General features: G+C 69.7%; 13 protein-coding genes. 5 read left to right on the top strand and 8 right to left on the bottom strand.

Going from position 1 to position 16,185, the window contains the following annotated elements:
• Positions 1–92 precede the first annotated feature (92 nt).
• The 5 genes from ACFORO_RS14930 to ACFORO_RS14950 form a co-directional block, all read right to left on the bottom strand.
• On the bottom strand, positions 93–1,001 hold the full coding sequence (locus ACFORO_RS14930; protein ID WP_377874888.1) for a glycine betaine ABC transporter substrate-binding protein: 909 nt from the start codon (positions 999–1,001) through the stop codon (positions 93–95).
• 33 nt (positions 1,002–1,034) lie between these two features.
• Complete coding sequence (locus tag ACFORO_RS14935; protein ID WP_354739274.1) at positions 1,035–1,919, bottom strand: ABC transporter permease; 885 nt, start codon at positions 1,917–1,919, stop codon at positions 1,035–1,037.
• The gene (locus ACFORO_RS14940; protein WP_377874885.1) at positions 1,912–3,138 is read right to left on the bottom strand and encodes a quaternary amine ABC transporter ATP-binding protein; all 1,227 of its coding nucleotides are present in this window, start codon (positions 3,136–3,138) and stop codon (positions 1,912–1,914) included. Before ACFORO_RS14940 ends, ACFORO_RS14935 begins: the two co-directional genes overlap by 8 nt.
• Before the next feature lie 769 nt (positions 3,139–3,907).
• Positions 3,908–4,531: an HU family DNA-binding protein gene (locus ACFORO_RS14945; protein ID WP_377875170.1), complete on the bottom strand. Its 624-nt coding sequence runs from the start codon at positions 4,529–4,531 to the stop codon at positions 3,908–3,910.
• A gap of 863 nt (positions 4,532–5,394) precedes the next feature.
• On the bottom strand, positions 5,395–6,096 hold the full coding sequence (locus ACFORO_RS14950; protein ID WP_009074079.1) for an IclR family transcriptional regulator: 702 nt from the start codon (positions 6,094–6,096) through the stop codon (positions 5,395–5,397).
• A gap of 145 nt (positions 6,097–6,241) precedes the next feature.
• On the opposite strand from ACFORO_RS14950, the gene leuC reads away from it, so the two are divergent.
• The 3 genes from leuC (at position 6,242) to ACFORO_RS14965 (ending at position 9,179) form a co-directional block, all read left to right on the top strand.
• Entirely contained in the window at positions 6,242–7,666 is a 1,425-nt protein-coding gene (gene leuC / locus ACFORO_RS14955; RefSeq protein ID WP_377874881.1) for a 3-isopropylmalate dehydratase large subunit, read from the top strand.
• A gap of 23 nt (positions 7,667–7,689) precedes the next feature.
• Entirely contained in the window at positions 7,690–8,292 is a 603-nt protein-coding gene (gene leuD, locus ACFORO_RS14960; RefSeq protein WP_377874879.1) for a 3-isopropylmalate dehydratase small subunit, read from the top strand.
• A gap of 242 nt (positions 8,293–8,534) precedes the next feature.
• On the top strand, positions 8,535–9,179 hold the full coding sequence (locus tag ACFORO_RS14965; protein WP_377896569.1) for an HU family DNA-binding protein: 645 nt from the start codon (positions 8,535–8,537) through the stop codon (positions 9,177–9,179).
• A gap of 951 nt (positions 9,180–10,130) precedes the next feature.
• Here the strand turns inward: ACFORO_RS14965 and ACFORO_RS14970 are convergent.
• The 3 genes from ACFORO_RS14970 to cofC are packed head-to-tail and all read right to left on the bottom strand — an operon-like array spanning position 10,131 to position 14,189.
• Positions 10,131–11,078: an NUDIX hydrolase gene (locus tag ACFORO_RS14970; protein WP_377874874.1), complete on the bottom strand. Its 948-nt coding sequence runs from the start codon at positions 11,076–11,078 to the stop codon at positions 10,131–10,133.
• Positions 11,075–13,501: an RNA degradosome polyphosphate kinase gene (locus ACFORO_RS14975; RefSeq protein WP_377874872.1), complete on the bottom strand. Its 2,427-nt coding sequence runs from the start codon at positions 13,499–13,501 to the stop codon at positions 11,075–11,077. The genes ACFORO_RS14970 and ACFORO_RS14975 overlap by 4 nt, the downstream gene beginning before the upstream one ends.
• 55 nt (positions 13,502–13,556) lie before the next feature.
• The gene (gene cofC, locus ACFORO_RS14980) at positions 13,557–14,189 is read right to left on the bottom strand and encodes a 2-phospho-L-lactate guanylyltransferase (RefSeq protein WP_377874870.1); all 633 of its coding nucleotides are present in this window, start codon (positions 14,187–14,189) and stop codon (positions 13,557–13,559) included.
• A gap of 116 nt (positions 14,190–14,305) precedes the next feature.
• Between cofC and ACFORO_RS14985 the strand changes: the two genes are divergently transcribed.
• Together ACFORO_RS14985 and ACFORO_RS14990 are read left to right on the top strand one after the other, a co-directional pair.
• Entirely contained in the window at positions 14,306–15,043 is a 738-nt protein-coding gene (locus ACFORO_RS14985; RefSeq protein WP_377874868.1) for a lysophospholipid acyltransferase family protein, read from the top strand.
• Complete coding sequence (locus ACFORO_RS14990) at positions 15,043–16,068, top strand: NAD(P)H-dependent glycerol-3-phosphate dehydrogenase (RefSeq protein WP_354739292.1); 1,026 nt, start codon at positions 15,043–15,045, stop codon at positions 16,066–16,068. The genes ACFORO_RS14985 and ACFORO_RS14990 overlap by 1 nt, the downstream gene beginning before the upstream one ends.
• Positions 16,069–16,185 lie beyond the last annotated feature (117 nt).

The raw sequence follows: 16,185 nt of genomic DNA on the forward strand, positions 1-16,185 counted from the left end.
CCTCATCAACTGCCCCGCGCGGTTGAAAAAGAAACGACCCCGCCGTCCCGGAGAACGGGAGGCGGGGTCGATCCGACCCGGGAGGCGCTGGCTCAGAGACCGGCGAAAGCCTGGTCCACGAACTGTTTGTGCTGATCCGCCCACTGCTTCGCGGCGGTCTTTTCCTGGCCCTTCGGGGCCTTCTGGATCGCGTCCTCGAGCGAACCGAGGTCCTCGTCCGACATCTTCAGCTTCTTGGCCACGCCGGCGAGCGCCGGGAAGTCCTTCTCGAAGCCCTTGCGGCCCAGCGCGTGGATCTGCTCGCCCTTGCCCATGGCGCCCTTCGGGTCCTTGAGATCCTTGAGCTGGTAGCGCGAGTACGCCCAGTGCGGGTGCCACAGCGTCACGACGATCGGCTTCTTCGCCTTGATCGAGCTGTCGAGCGCGGCCAGCATCGCGGTGGTCGACGAGTTCTGCAGGGTCATCGCGCCGTCGAGGCCGTACTGCGGGATCGCGTTCTTCTGCACGATGCCGGTCTCGCCCGCGCTCGCCTCGATGCCGGTGATCTTGCCGCCGAACATGCTCGCCTTGTCCTTGAGGTCGGCGAGGCTGTTGACGTCGCTCACGTAGTCCGGCACCGCGAGGTTGAGGGTCGCGTTGTCGTACCAGACGCCGAGGTCTTCGAGCTTGTCCTTGTACTGGTCCCAGTACTGCTTGTGCGTCGCGGGCAGCCACGAGTCGAGGTACAGGTCGACGTCGCCCTTCGCGAGGCCCGCGTAGATCGGGCCGACGTCGAGCATCTGCGTCTTGACCTTGTAGCCCTTTTCCTCCAGCACCGCCTGGTACAGGTTGGTGAGGGCGACGTCCTCGTCCCAGTTGATGTAGCCGATGGTGACGCTCTTGGCTTCCTGGCTGTTGTTCGACTGGGACTCCCGGCCGCCGCACGCCGCGGTGAGGCCGACCAGGGCCGTCACGGCGGCGCCCACGGCGAAGATCCGGCTGAGCCGTTTCGAAGTGCGCACTCGTTCGTCCTTTCTCGTTGCGGTGGAGGTGGATCAGGCCGCGTCGGCCCGGCGAAGGGCGCGGCCCACCGCGGAGCGCGCCCCCAGCGAGGAAGTGAGCCGGTCGAGGTAGATGGCCAGCACGACGACGCCGAGACCGGCGTTGAAACCCAGGTCCAGCTTCAGGCTCGTGACCGCGGCGTAGACCTCGGCGCCGAGGCCGGGCGCGCCGACCATGCCGGAGATCACGACCATGGACAGCGACAGCATGATGATCTGGTTGATGCCGGCCATGATCGACGGCATCGCGAGCGGGATCTGGATCTCCCGCAGGATCCGTCCCGGCGGCGAGCCGAACGCCTCGCCCGCCTCGACCATTTCCGGGTCGACCTGGCGGATGCCGAGTTCGGTCAGCCGCACGCCCGGCGGCAGCGAGAACACGACGGTCGCCACCACGCCCGGCACCGGGCCGATCGAGAAGAAGAAAATGACCGGGATCAGGTAGACGAACGCGGGCAGCGTCTGCATGAAGTCCAGGACCGGCTTCACGATCCGGCTCACCGTTTCGTTGCGCGCGGCCGCGATCCCGACCGGCACCGCGATCGCCACCGCGACCACGCCGGAAATCAGCACCTGCGACAGCGTCTGCATCGCGGACGGGAATTCGCGCAGGCTGTCGATGAGCGCGAACCCGATCGCCGAGCCGAGGCCGAACTTCCAGCCGCGCAGCCACCAGCCGAGCCCGGCGAACACCACGACCAGCACCGGCCACGGCAGCCAGGTCAGTCCCGACGCGAGGCCGGTGACCGCGCCGTTGACGATCTTGTCGACGAAATCGAAGAACGGGCCGATGTTGCCCTGCAGCCAGTCGATGATCGCCTTGAACCAGGTGCCGACGGGAATCTGCGGCAGGTCGCCGACGAGGACGTTGTCAGACACGGGCGTTCACCTCCTGTTCGTCGTTTTCTCCTGTGCTCAGCGCGTTCAGCAGCGCCTCGCGGGTCACCATGCCGAGCAGCGCGCCGTCGGCGTCGACCACCGCGAGCGGCGCGGGCGCGGACGCGGCGTGGCCGAACAGGTCGGCTATCTGCGTTTCCGGTCCGGTGCGCGCGGCGGACCGGTCGACGATCCCGGCGATCGTTTCCGTGCCCTGGTCCGCGGCTTCGCTCACCGCGCGCCGGTCGACCGCGCCGGCGAACTTGCCGTCCTCGGTCACCAGCACGCCGGCGAGTTCGTTCCGGCGCATCGTTTCCAGCGCTTCGGCGGGCGTTGTCGCCGGGGTGAACGAGATTTCCGCGGGCCGCATCACGGCGGACGCGGTGAGCACCCGGCTGCGGTCGACGTCGCGCACGAACTTCGCGACGTAGTCGTCGGCCGGCTCGGTGAGCATCTCCTGCGCGGTCGACACCTGCACGATCCGGCCGTCGCGCATCATCGCGATCCGGTCGCCGAGGCGCATGGCCTCGTTGAGGTCGTGCGTGATGAACACGATCGTCTTGCCCAGCTGCCGCTGCAGGATCAGGAGCTGGTCCTGCATCTCCTTGCGGATCAACGGGTCCAGCGCGCTGAACGCCTCGTCCATCAGCAGGATCTCGGTGTCCGCGGCCAGCGCGCGGGCGAGGCCGACGCGCTGGCGCATCCCGCCGGAAAGCTGACCGGGCAACCGGTCCTCCCATCCGGTGAGCCCGACCATCTCCAGCGCTTCGGCGGTGCGTTCGCGCTGCCGCTCGCGCGGCGCGTTCTGCACGCTCAGCCCGTAGGCGACGTTCTCCGCGACCGTCCGGTGCGGGAACAGCGCGAAGTGCTGGAACACCATGCTCATCCGCCGCTGGCGCAGTTCGCGCACCTGCGCGGCGGACTTGTCGGTGAGGTCGATGTCGTCCACCAGAACCCGGCCGGAGGTGGCCGGGAGCAATCCGTTCAGCGTGCGCAGCAGGGTCGACTTGCCCGAACCGGACAGTCCCATCACCACGAAAATTTCGCCGCGCTCCACGGTAAAGGAGGCGTCGATCACCGCCGCGGTCACGCCGGGCAGCTCCAATTCGGCGCGATCGGCGCCGTTCTCCAGCTTGCCGACCGCCTCTTCCGCCCGGCGGCCGAACACTTTGTACAGCTTCTCCACACGAACTATCGGCACAGTCGTCTCATGTTCTCGCATTCGGGGTCCTTGCCGGGCGACATGATTGCATAGACCAACACTGCTCGGAGCCGATCGCGCGACCGGTTCACCGATGACGGCCGGTTTTCGTGGCCCGGCACCCACTTTCGCCGACGCGGCGCGCCCGCCCGCGAGACACTGCTGAGGCAACGGGGAAAAGACGGTGTGCGCTGGCGAAACCAGTCCGGATTCGCCCGTTCGCCCGACTGGATTACGCGTGGCCACAGTGTGTGGTTGTCACGTTCGCATAACAACCCGAAAGTCTGTTGTGGACCTTGCGTGGCCTGGGTGATCGCCGACACCTGACGGCCACGCAAGGTGGCGATCCGGACACGGCAAGGAAACCCCGAAGGCTGCTCCGCGCGGGCGTTCGCAGTTGCTTGGGGGAACAGGTGATCGACTGGAGACGCGCGCGAGATGGCCGGTGTGATCGGGAAAACGCTTCGGTCTTCCGCCGATTTCCTTCGCGCTGCGCGGATGTGGTACGGCGGGGACAATGCTCGCGGCCGGGACGGCGGAGAGGGCTCCAGGGCCGCTCACGGTCCTGAGTGCGGCTTCGGGATCCGGACGGGCAAGCGTGCCAACGGATCTTGAAGGCGGTCGCCGAAACGCTCTTCTGGCGCCTCGAAATCCTGCGGTGCGGGCGCGGACTTCGTCGGCGCCGCGGTCGGACAGTGCCTCCGGGGCGGGAAAAAAGGGCAGAGATGCGACAAGCCCCGCCCGGGGAGAAGCCGGGCGGGGCTTGTCTTCAGGTTCCGGAAAGCCGGAGTTACTTCTTCTTCGCGGCCGAGGTGCGCTTGGCCGGAGCCTTCTTCGCGGTCGCCGTGGTCTTCTTGGCGGCCGGCTTGGCAGCGGCCTTCGCCCGCGTGGTGGCGGCCTTCGGAGCCGCCTTGGCCGCGGTGGCCTTGGTGGCGGTCGCCTTGGCGCGGGTGGTGGTGGCCTTCGCGGCGGTGGCCTTGGCGGGAGCCTTGGCCGCGGTGGCGCGGGTGCGGGTCGCGGCCGGCTTGGCAGCGGCGGCCTTGGCGCGAGTGGTGGTCGTCGCCGTGGCGCGGGTGGCGGTCGCCTTGGGGGCGCTGGCGGTCGCACGCTTCACGGCAGTCGCCTTCGGCAGCTTCTTCGAGCCGGAGATGACGTCCTTGAACGTGGTGCCCGCGCGGAACGCCGGAACGTTGGTCTTCTTGACCCGCACGGCTTCGCCGGTGCGCGGGTTGCGAGCGGTGCGGGCGGCACGCGCGCGCTTCTCGAAGACACCGAAGCCGGTGATGGTGACCTTTTCGCCCTTGTGGACGGTGCGGATGATGATGTCGACGAGACCGTCGACGGCTTCCGCGGCTGCCTTCTTGTCGCCGATGCGCTCCGACAGAGCTTCGATCAGCTGGGCCTTGTTGGCCATTCCAGTTCCTCCAACCAGAACTTGTTTTATACGGCCATACAGGCCGAACGCAGTCATTATCACCCATAGACTTCGCAAGTCCAATCGGGACCTGCCTTTTTCGTTGCCGCGTCCGGATTGCCGACGACCCCCGCGAGGCTCTCGGCTCCGGATTCTTTCACTGGCCGGAAGACCCGCGAGAGTGCTTGCGGCGTCGGCAAAGTCGCATGTAGACACCCGCTGTCCTGCGGTTTTGCCTTTTCTTGAGGTACTCCGGTCTTCTCGCGCACGGCCGCTCGGACGACCCCCGAAGCGGCCGGACGGTCTACTGAGGACGATCGAAAACCGCGCGAAAAAGGCTGTCCCCCACGGGCGTGGCGTGAGCCGGTCCGGGGTTGGGGCGCGGCGGGAGCCGACCGCCGGAGACGTTCCCGGGGCTCCCGTCGCGCGCCGGGTTCGCGGCCGATGGGTCCGATCGGGCGGGACGCCGAGGCTGTGGCGACGGCTGTGCCGAGGGAATCGCGTGCGAGGGCGGAATCGTTCGCGGGGTCCGGTTCGGGTTCGGCGACGCTGGGGCTTGGCGGCGGGGTGCTTTGGGCAGAGTGCGTTCGGCCGCGTGCCGAGAAGGTCGCCTCCCTCGGACGTGGCGGAGAGGCAGCCGGGGATTGGAGAACAAGGCTGCGGCGACGGCTGCGCCGGGGGAATCGCGTACGGGGGCGGAATCGTTCGCGGGGTCCGGTTCGGAGTCGGCGACGCTTTGGGCCCCATGGCGGGGAGCTTCGAGCGGAGTGCGTTCGCCGTGCGGATCGCCGGTACGAAAAAGGCCGCCTCCCGCCGGTGCGGCGGGAAGCGGCCTGGGGTTGGGGCGTGGTGGGAGCGGGGCGTCAGAGGCGTTCCTGGAGAGCGTCGGCGGCGGCGAGGAGGTCGGCCGCCCATCGGGCGCCGGGCTTGCGCCCTATGCGTTCGATCGGGCCGGAGACCGACACCGCCGCCACGACTGTGCCGGAGGAATCGCGCACCGGGGCCGAAACGCTCGCGACGCCCGGCTCGCGTTCGGCGACGCTTTGCGCCCAGCCGCGGCGGCGCACTTCGAGCAGAGTGCGTTCGCCGTAAACCGCGTCGGCGAGGATCGTCCGCTGCGTGTGCGGATCCGACCACGCGGCAAGGACCTTCGCGCCCGAGCCGGCCGTCATCGGCAGGCGCGAACCGATCGGAACCGTGTCGCGCAAACCGCTCGGCGGTTCCGCGGTCGAAACGCACACGCGCTGCACGCCGTCGCGCCGGTAAAGCTGAACGCTTTCGCCGGTGATGTCGCGAAGCTTCGGCAGCACCGAACTCGCCGCGTCGAGCAACGGGTCGGTCGAGCCGCCCGCGAGTTCGGCGAGCGCGGTGCCCGGCCGCCAGCGTCCGTCCGGCCCTCGCCGCAACAGGCGATGCACTTCGAGTCCGACCGCGAGCCGGTGCGCGGTCGCGCGAGGAAGCCCGGTGCGCGTGCACAGTTCCGCCAGCCCGCACGGGTCCTCGGCGACGGCCTGCAGCACGGCCACGGCTTTGTCCAGTACTCCGATACCGCTATGCTGTCCCACGACGCGATACTATCTTCCCGCACTGTGGGAAGTCCAGAATCTGGGAAAAACGAAACCCGGAGCCGCGGACAGCCGCGGCTGCCCCCTCCTCACCGGCACCGTCCGGGTTCCGTGCTCCCGGCCGATCCCGTGGAAGGAGCCGGAGATGACCAGCCCCACCGGCAAGGCTCGTACGCTGGCGGAGAAGGTGTGGGACAGCCACCTCGTGCGCCGAGGCGAAGGCGCCGAACCGGATCTGCTCTACATCGACCTCCACCTGGTGCACGAAGTGACCAGCCCGCAGGCGTTCGACGGACTGCGGCTGGCCGGGCGGCCGGTGCGCCGCCCCGACCTCACCATCGCCACCGAGGACCACAACGTCCCCACGGTGGACATCGACCTCCCGATCGCCGACCCGGTGTCCCGCACCCAGGTCGACACGCTTCGCCGCAACTGCAAGGAGTTCGGCGTCCGGCTGCACCCGATGGGCGACGCCGAACAGGGCATCGTGCACGTGATCGGACCGCAGCTCGGGCTGACCCAGCCCGGCACCACCGTGGTGTGCGGCGACAGTCACACCTCGACGCACGGCGCGTTCGGCGCGATGGCGTTCGGCATCGGCACTTCCGAGGTCGAGCACGTGCTCGCCACCCAGACGCTGCCGCTGCGGCCGTTCAAGACGATGGCGATCAACGTCGACGGCTCGCTGCAGCCGGGTGTCACCGCGAAGGACGTGATCCTCGCGGTGATCGCCAAAATCGGCACCGGCGGCGGTCAGGGCTACGTCCTGGAGTACCGCGGCAAGGCCATCCAAGAGCTGTCGATGGAAGCCCGGATGACCATCTGCAACATGTCGATCGAGGCGGGCGCGCGCGCCGGCATGATCGCGCCGGACGAGACGACCTTCGCCTACCTGAAGGGCCGTCCGCACGCGCCGAAGGGCGAGGACTGGGACGCCGCCGTCGAGAACTGGCGCGAGCTGCGCACCGACGAGGGCGCGGAATTCGACGCCGAGGTCCACCTCGACGCGGACCGGCTGACGCCGTTCGTGACGTGGGGCACCAACCCCGGACAGGGCCTGCCGCTGGGCGATTCCGTGCCGGACCCGGCCGCGATCCCCGACGAGAACGCGCGCTTCGCCGCCGAGAAGGCGCTGTCCTATATGGATCTGGAGCCGGGCACCCCGCTGCGCGAGATCGCCGTGGACACGGTCTTCCTCGGCTCCTGCACCAACGGCCGGATCGAGGACCTGCGCGCCGCGGCGGAGGTGCTGCGCGGGCGGAAGGTGGCCGATTCGGTCCGGATGCTCGTGGTGCCCGGTTCGATGCGGGTGCGCAAGACCGCCGAGGAGGAAGGCCTGGACAAGATCTTCTCCGAGGCGGGAGCCGAATGGCGGCAGGCGGGCTGCTCCATGTGTCTCGGGATGAACCCGGACCAGCTCGCCCCCGGCGAGCGCAGCGCGTCCACCTCCAACCGCAACTTCGAGGGACGGCAGGGCAAGGGCGGGCGCACGCACCTCGTCTCGCCGCTCGTGGCCGCCGCCACCGCCGTGCGCGGGACGCTGTCCTCGCCCGCCGACCTGCCCGCCTGACCTCCCGGAGAGGAGCTCCCACCATGGAACCGTTCACCCAGCACACCGGGATCGGGGTCCCGCTGCGCAGGTCCAACGTGGACACTGACCAGATCATCCCGGCCGTCTACCTCAAGCGCGTGACCCGCACCGGATTCGAGGACGGGCTGTTCGCCGCCTGGCGCGCCCAGGACGACTTCATCCTCAATCAGGAACCGTTCTCCAGCGGCTCGGTGCTCGTCGCCGGACCGGACTTCGGCACCGGCTCGTCGCGCGAGCACGCCGTGTGGGCGTTGATGGACTACGGCTTCCGGGTCGTCGTCTCGTCCCGTTTCGCCGACATCTTCCGCGGCAACTCCGGGAAGGGCGGCCTCGTCGCCGCGCAGTGCGAGCAGTCGGATGTCGAACTGCTCTGGAAGCTGCTGGAGAACGAGCCCGGCACCGAGGTGTCGGTCGACCTCGAAGCCAAGACCGTGCGGGCCAAGGACTTCACCGCGCCGTTCCAGATCGACGACTACGTCCGCTGGCGGCTGCTCGAAGGGCTCGACGACATCGCGCTGACTCTGCGCCACGCGGGGGACATCGACGCGTTCGAGTCCCAGCGGCCTTCGTGGAAGCCCGCGACGCTTCCCGCCGCGACCTCCTGACCTGCGCCGCCGGGGCTGGATTCCCTGCTCAGAAAGGGAATCCACCCCCGGCGGACCCGCTCTTCGCCCACGCCAAACGGCACCTCCCCGGACCGGAATCGGGTCCTTCGGGAGGGCGGAACCGTTCCCGCCGCAAGGGAAAATTTCGCGTGCCGTTTGGAATTTGTGCTGTCTTGGTAATACCGTGTGCGTTAGCCGGCCGACCTGGCCGTGGACGAAGAGTTCTTCTTGGAGGGACTGGAATGGCCAACAAGGCCCAGCTGATCGAGGCGCTGTCGGAGCGTTTGGGCGACAAAAAGGTTGCTTCGGAGGCCGTCGACGGTCTCGTCGACATCATCATCCGGACGGTCAACAAGGGCGAGAAGGTGAACATCACCGGCTTCGGGGTGTTCGAGAAGCGCGCTCGGGCCGCCCGCACCGCGCGGAACCCGCGCACCGGCGAAACCGTGCGGGTGAAGAAGACGAACGTTCCGGCGTTCCGCGCGGGCACCACGTTCAAGGACGTGATTTCCGGTTCGAAGAAGCTGCCGAAGGCCACGGCGGCGAAGCGGGCCACCGGCACCACCGCGCGCGCCACCACCACCCGCGCCGCGTCGACGACCGCCACGCGCAGCACCCGTGCCACGGCGGCGAAGCCCGCTGCCACGCGCACCCGCGCCACCGCGGCCAAGGCTCCCGCCAAGGCCGCCGCGGCCAAGACGACTACGCGTGCGACGGCCGCGAAGTCGACCGCCACGCGGGCGAAGGTGGCCCCGAAGGCCGCCGCCACCACGCGGGCGAAGGCAGCCGCCAAGCCTGCCGCCAAGACCACTGCGGCAGCGAAGAAGACCACGGCCGCGGCCAAGAAGGCCCCGGCGAAGCGGACTTCGGCGGCCAAGAAGAAGTAGTAGCCCCGGTATTCGTTGCTTCGCGGCAGGGCCCCGACCTCGGGTGAGGTCGGGGCCCTGCCGCGTTTCCGGGGGCTCGCGGGGCTTGATCGGCTTGATCGGCTGGACGGGTGGAAAACGGTGGGGCGGGGCGGGGTTTTGCGGGGGTGCGGCGAAGTGTTGGGGGCGGGTTGTCGGGCGGGGCTTTGCGGGGGTGCGGCGAGGAGTTGGGGGCGGGGCGTCGGGCTGGGTTTTGCGGGGGTGCGGCGAAGTGTTGGGGGCGGGTTGTCGGGCGGGGCTTTGCAGGGATGGGCCGAGGTGTTGCGGGGGCTCGGGTTCCGGCTGGGCGAGATGCTGGGGCGGTGTTGTCGAGCTGGTGGGAGCGGGTTTGGAGTGGCTGAGCCGTTGTGGCCGCAGGGTTTCCGGGCGGGGCGAGGTGGCGGGTCGGCGAGCCGCTGCGAGGGAGCGGGAGGACCGGGTCGCAGAGCTGTTGTAGCGGCTGGATCCTGGGCGGGCGACGCGCACGGAGACCCGAGAATCCGCTGCCTGCCAGGGGGTTGGCGTGGTGCTGAGCCGAATGCGGCCGTGACAGCGTTTCCCGAGGTCGGCGGCCTGCGAGGGCGGCGAAAAGAACCCGCCGGATTGCTGACAGAACAACAGATTCGGCGGCCGTGATCGCGCACTCAAGCGGGTCGTGAAGGACTCCTTGAGGGAATCTGATTCCCGCAAGGAGTCCTTCACGGACCCGTCCGGGAGGGCTAATCCGACAGCCGGAGATAAATCCCCGCCGGGGGTAATTAAACCCCTCGGCGGCTGTCTCGGACGTCGCTTATGCCGGGACCGGGGATAAGTCCTGAGCGCCGCTCAGCACTATCGGTCTCTATAGAATCCGCGGCCCGGCGAATGGCGGACAGCCGCGCTTATGAGAAGGGCCCGGCGCGGCCGAAGCGACGCCGGGCCCCGCGAAAAAGATCAGCTCGCCGAAGGCACCGGGGAGGGAAGGGGGCTCGGGTAATAATCCGCGCCCACCAGAACCGGTCCGTCGTCGCCGGGACAGAACGACAGGACCCACAGCGAGCCCTTCTTGCTGGGCACCACTCCGTCGCGGGCGGCGGGCAGCTCCAGGCCGTCCCGGTCCGCCAGTGCGCTCACCAGGTCCGGGATCACGCCGCCCTGGCTGCTGATGACGGGAGTGCCTCCCTCGGCCGCGATCGACAGCAGGCGGCGGATTCCCAGCAGCGGATCGGGCCAGTAGCCCTCCTCCGACAGCAGCGGCTCGTGTGCCACCTCGACGCCGAGTGCGTCCGCGACTCCGCCGACGGTCTGCACGCACCGCAGCCGCGGCGCGGAGAACACCCGGTCGGGGCCGAAGAGCGGCAGCAGGTCCCGCAGCGCGGCCGCTTGGCGCTGACCGGCTTCCGACAGCGGACGAAGGTCGTCGTCGCCGGTCCAGTCCTCGCGTTTGCCCGCTTTGGCGTGGCGCACCAGCAACACGGTCGTCGGCGCGGGCGGGAGGGCGCAGAACTCGCGCAGCACCCGGACATCCGCCGGTCGCGTGAGCAACTGCTCGGCTGTGACGGGGTCCAGCCAGCGCAGTTCGTCGACCTCTTCGTTGGGATCGAAGGCCCCGGAAACGGCTTCGCCGCTGAAGTAGTCGACGCTCTTGCGCAGCAGCCGCCCGTTGTTCTTCGCGGGCACCTCGTACCTCGTCTGCGCGACATAGCGGCCCAGCACCGCGCGGAATCCGGTCTCCTCGGCGATCTCGCGCACCGCGGTGGCCGCGATCGTCTCGCCGGGGTCGACCTTTCCCTTCGGCAGCGACCAATCGTCGTAGCGGGGCCGGTGCACGAGGGCGACCTCGAACCCGGCGCCGGCGCGGCGCCAGAGCACCGCGCCGGCGGCCCGGACGTCCACGCTCATCCGACGGCCCCGTGCCGCTTCGCGAGTTCGAGCTGGTGGTCGCGCACCTGCGATCCGGCGGCCGGGAACGGCTGCCATTCGCCCGAGGAACTCAGCACCCAGCAGCGCGTGTGCGGGTCGAGCGCCGAATCGAACACGTCGTCCAGCTGCCGCGTCAGCCGCGGGTCCTTGACCCGCACCAGCGCCTCGATCCGGCGGTCGAGGTTGCGGTGCATCATGTCCGCGCTGCCGATCCAGTGCGTGCCGCCCGCGCGGAAGTTGAACACCCGCGAGTGTTCCAGGAACCGGCCGAGGATCGAGCGGACGCGGATGTTCTCGCTCAAGCCCTCGACGCCCGGCTTCAGCGAGCAGATCCCGCGCACCACCACGTCGACCGGAACGCCGGCCTGGGAAGCGTGGTACAGCGCGTCGATCACCTGCTCGTCCACGAGCGAGTTGCACTTGATCCGGATGCCCGCGTCGAGCCCGGCGCGCGCGAGTTCGATCTCCTCGCCGATCGCGCGCACGATGCCGCGGCGGATGCCGTGCGGCGACGTGAGGATCGTGCGGTAGGTGTCCTGGCGCGAGTAGCCGGTGAGGACGTTGAAAAGATCCGTGATATCCGCGCCGATGCTCGGGTCCGCCGTGAGCAGGCCGAGGTCTTCGTACAGCCGCGCGGTCTTCGGGTTGTAGTTGCCGGTGCCGATGTGGCAGTAGCGGCGGATGGTCGAACCCTCCTGCCGCACCACCATCGACACCTTGCAGTGCGTTTTGAGGCCCACCAAGCCGTACACGACGTGCACGCCCGCGCGTTCCAGCGTGCGCGCCCAGGTGATGTTGGCCTGCTCGTCGAACCGCGCCTTGATCTCCACCAGCGCCACGACCTGCTTGCCCGCCTCGGCGGCGTCGATCAGCGCGTCCACGATCGGCGAATCGCCGGACGTCCGGTACAGCGTCTGCTTGATCGCCAGCACCTTCGAATCGGCCGCGGCCTGTTCGATGAACCGCTGCACGCTCGTGGAGAACGAATCGTACGGGTGGTGCACCAGGACGTCGCCCTCGCGCAGCGTCGCGAAAACGCTCTTGGGCGTCTCGCGTTCGCCGAACGCCGGATGCGTCGCGGGCACGAACGGCCGGTCCTTCAATTCCTTGCGGTCGACCGCGAACAGCTGGAACAGGCAGGTGAGGTCGAGCAGGCCGGGCACCTCGACGACGTCCTCGGGGTCGACCTCCAGCTCGCGCAGCAGCAGTTCGAGCATGTGCTCGCTCATGTCCTGCGCGACCTCGAGCCGCACCGGCGGGCCGAACCGGCGTTGCGCCAGCTCGCGTTCCAGCGCCTGCAACAGGTCCTCGTCGCGGTCTTCCTCGACCTCGAAGTCGGCGTTGCGGGTGACGCGGAAGACGTGGTGCTCGGTCACCTCCATGCCGGTGAACAGATCGCTCAGGTGCGCGGAGATCAGTTCCTCGAGCGGAAGGAAAGTGGCGGTCCGGCTGCCGCGTTCGGTTTCCACACGCATCAGCCGCGCCACGTTGCTCGGCACCTTCACGCGCGCGAACCGTTCGAGCCCGCCTTGCGGGTCCCGCACCGTGACCGCGAGGTTGAGCGACAGCCCCGAGATGTACGGGAACGGGTGCGCCGGGTCGACCGCGAGCGGCGTGAGCACCGGGAAGATCTGCTCGGAGAAGTAGCTCGACAGCCGGAGCTGGTCGGCGCCGGACAGGTCGGCCCAGCCGACGATCCGGATGTCCTGCTCGGCCAGCTGCGGGCGCAGGTGCTCCTTGAACGCGGCGGTGTGCCGCTCGACCAGGTCCTGGTTGCGCTTGGCGATGTAGTCCAGCTGTTCGCGCGGCGTGAGCCCGTCCGCGCTGCGCACCGACAGGCCGGTGCCGTCGCGCCGTTTCAGCCCGGCGACCCGGACCATGTAGAACTCGTCCAAATTGGACGCGAAAATGGCGAGGAACTTCGCGCGCTCGAGCAGCGGCTGCGATTCGTCCTCGGCCAGCGCGAGCACGCGGGCGTTGAAGTCGAGCCAGGACAGCTCGCGGTTGAAATAACGGTCGTCGGGAAGCGACTCGACGGCGGTGGGCGCGGACGTGACGGCGGGCGGGGCCGACGGAACGGAGCGGAATTCCTCGCCGCTCTCGGTCGTGGTCCGGCGCGGCCGCACGGCGGCCTTGGAGACGGCGGGCGGCGCGGCGGGCTTCTTCGCCGTGGTGCGCAGCGCGCTCGACGCGGCGGTCTTGCGCTTGGCCGGTTTGGCGTTGTCTTCCGCCGGAGCCGCCTTGGGTTTCGCCTGACGGGCCGCGGCGGAGTCGGCGTTCCCGCGCGAGGTCGCCTTCCTGCCCGCGGAGCGCGGGGCCGGGGACGAGGGGGTCGCGCTGCTGCCGCTTTTCACGCGCCGCCGGGCCGGAGTGCTGCCGTCTTCTGTGCTCACGCTGCCCATTGTTCACTACGAAGCCGCGGTTTGCGCAGGCCGCGATGAAGGTCGAGTGAACACGTCAGCGCGATTGCGCCCGTTCGGCCGGGAGTAATGCCGCCGTGCGCTTCCCCAGACCGAGCTTCGCGGCGTGGCGGAGATCATCCTCGGTGTCGACGTCGCTGCGCAGCGACGGCAGCGCTTGGGTGAGCGGAATCGCACCGGACGCGCGATGCAGTTCCGCGGAGCCGGCGCCGAACCGCGGGTCGAGCGGTTTTCCCGGCGCGGACAGCAACAGCGTGGTCCCGGTGCCCTGCCGGTCGAACACCACCGCGCGGCGGCCCGCGGCTTCGGTCAGCGCCTGCTCCAAATCCACCGCGCGCAACGCGGGGAGATCCGCTTGGAGCGCGCCGACTACTCCGTCCGGCGCGTCCGCGCGCAGCAGCTCCGCGCCACGGCGCAGCGCTTCGTTGAGCCCGCCGCCCGCGGGCTCGGCGACCAGTTCGACGCCGAGACCGGCCAATTCGGACAGCGCGGCCGGCTCGGCGGTGACGACGAGCACGCGCCGGACCCCGGCGACCGAGGTGACCGCGGCCAGCGTGTCGCAGGCCAGCGCGAGCACCAGCTCCGCGTGCCGGTGCTCGGCGACCGCCCCGCGCAGCCGGGACTTGCCCGTGCGCGGCGGTTTCAGCGGCATGACCAGGTCTGCGTCCACCTGTCCATCTTTACCCGAAACCCGCCGGACGCGTGCGTGAGCGCACCCTCCCTGGACTGCGCGAACCGGCGGGCGGCAGGATCAACCGGAGCAGAGGCGACCCGAGGAGGAGAACTGTGGCACGGCGTGAGAAGGGCGGATTCTGGGTGGGGCTGGCCGCCGCCGCGTTCTACCCGCTGACCGCGATCGGCAAGCGGGTGTACCTCGGCGCGGAGAAAATCCCCCGGCAGGGGCCCGCGGTGCTGGTGATGAACCACATCTCGCACCTGGACCCGGCGGTCGACGCGGTGTTCGTGCACCGGCAGAAGCGGGTGCCGCGGTTCTTCCTCAAGGCGAGCCTGAAGGACGTGCCGGTCTTCGGCCGGATCGTGACCGGGTCGGGGCAGATCCCGGTGGCGCGCGGGTCGAGCGCGGCCGGCGACAGCCTCAAGGCCGCGCACCAGGCGCTCGAGGAGGGCAAGGTCATCGTGATCTACCCCGAGGGCACCATCACGAAGGACCCGCTGGGCTGGCCGAAGGAGGCCTACAGCGGCGCGGCGCGGCTGGCGCTGCAGAACGACGTGCCGGTGATCCCGATCGCGCGCTGGGGCACGAACAAGATCTTCAACGGCTACACCAAGAAGTTCACGCCGTTCCCGCGCAAAACGGTGACGCACCTGGTGGGCGACCCGATCGATCTGTCCGCGTACCGGGGCGGGAACCCGCGCAGCGCCTCGATGCTGCGCGAGGTCACCGCCGTGCTGATGGACGAGGTGACCCGGCTGCTGGCGGAGATCCGGCAGGAGGAACCGCCGGTGAAGAAGCCGGAGACCGACGCCGCGTCGGAGACGAAGAAGCCGGAGGACGGTGCCTGATGGCGGGTTTCGCCGCTGACGTGCAACGGGTCACCGTGCTCGGCGCGGGTTCGTGGGGCACCGCGTTCGCGAAGGTGCTCGGCGACGCGGGCCGGGACGTCACGATGTGGGCGCGCAGGGAAAGCGTCGCGGAGGAGATCCGGGAGCGGCACACCAACGAGTCGTATCTGCCGGGGACGTCGTTGCCGGAGCGGATCACCGCGACGGCCGACGCGGCCGCGGCTTTGGACGGCGCGCAGGCGGTGGTGCTCGGGGTGCCGAGCCAGAGCCTGCGGGCGAATCTGACCGGCTGGCAGCCGCTGCTGCCGCCCGAGGCGATCCTGGTCAGCCTGGCCAAGGGCGTGGAACTGGGCACGCTCAAGCGGATGAGCGAGGTGATCGCCGAACTCGCTCGCGTCGATCCGGGCGAGATCGTGGTGGTGTCCGGGCCGAACCTGGCCCGCGAGATCGCCGACGGACAGCCTGCCGCCGCGGTGCTCGCGTGCGCCGATCACGAGCGGGCGAAAGCGGTGCAGCAGGCGACGTCGAACCAGTATTTCCGGCCCTACACCAACACCGACGTGGTGGGCTGCGAGCTGGGCGGCGCGTGCAAGAACGTGATCGCGCTCAGCTGCGGCATGGCCGCCGGGATGGGCCTGGGCGCGAACACGACGGCGACGCTCATCACGCGCGGTCTCGCCGAAATGGCGCGGCTCGGCGCGAAACTCGGCGCGGACCCGCTGACCTTCGCCGGTCTCGCCGGGCTCGGCGACCTGGTCGCGACGTGCTCGTCGCCGTTGTCGCGCAACCGCACCTTCGGCGAACGGCTCGGCCGCGGCGAAACGCTGGCCGAGGCGCAGGCGGCGACCGGCGGCCAGGTCGCGGAGGGCGTCGCGTCGTGCTCGTCGATCCGCGAACTGGCGCAGCGGGCCGGGGTCGACATGCCGATCACGGACGCGATGTTCCGGGTGTGCCACGAGGGCGTCGATCCTCGGCAGGCGGGCGCGGAACTGCTCGGACGGTCGCGGAAGCCGGAGTGGAGCTGAGCCTCGTGAGTGCCTGCGCCGGTTAGGGCGGACACCGCGTTGACTGCCTGCGGTGGGAAGCGCCCCAATGAGGTTTTCTCAGTAGGGCTGGGCGGGGTGCGTGTCGTCGGGGGATGA

It is taken from the genome of Amycolatopsis halotolerans (assembly GCF_042647905.1).
Classification (GTDB): Bacteria; Actinomycetota; Actinomycetes; order Mycobacteriales; family Pseudonocardiaceae; genus Amycolatopsis; species Amycolatopsis halotolerans.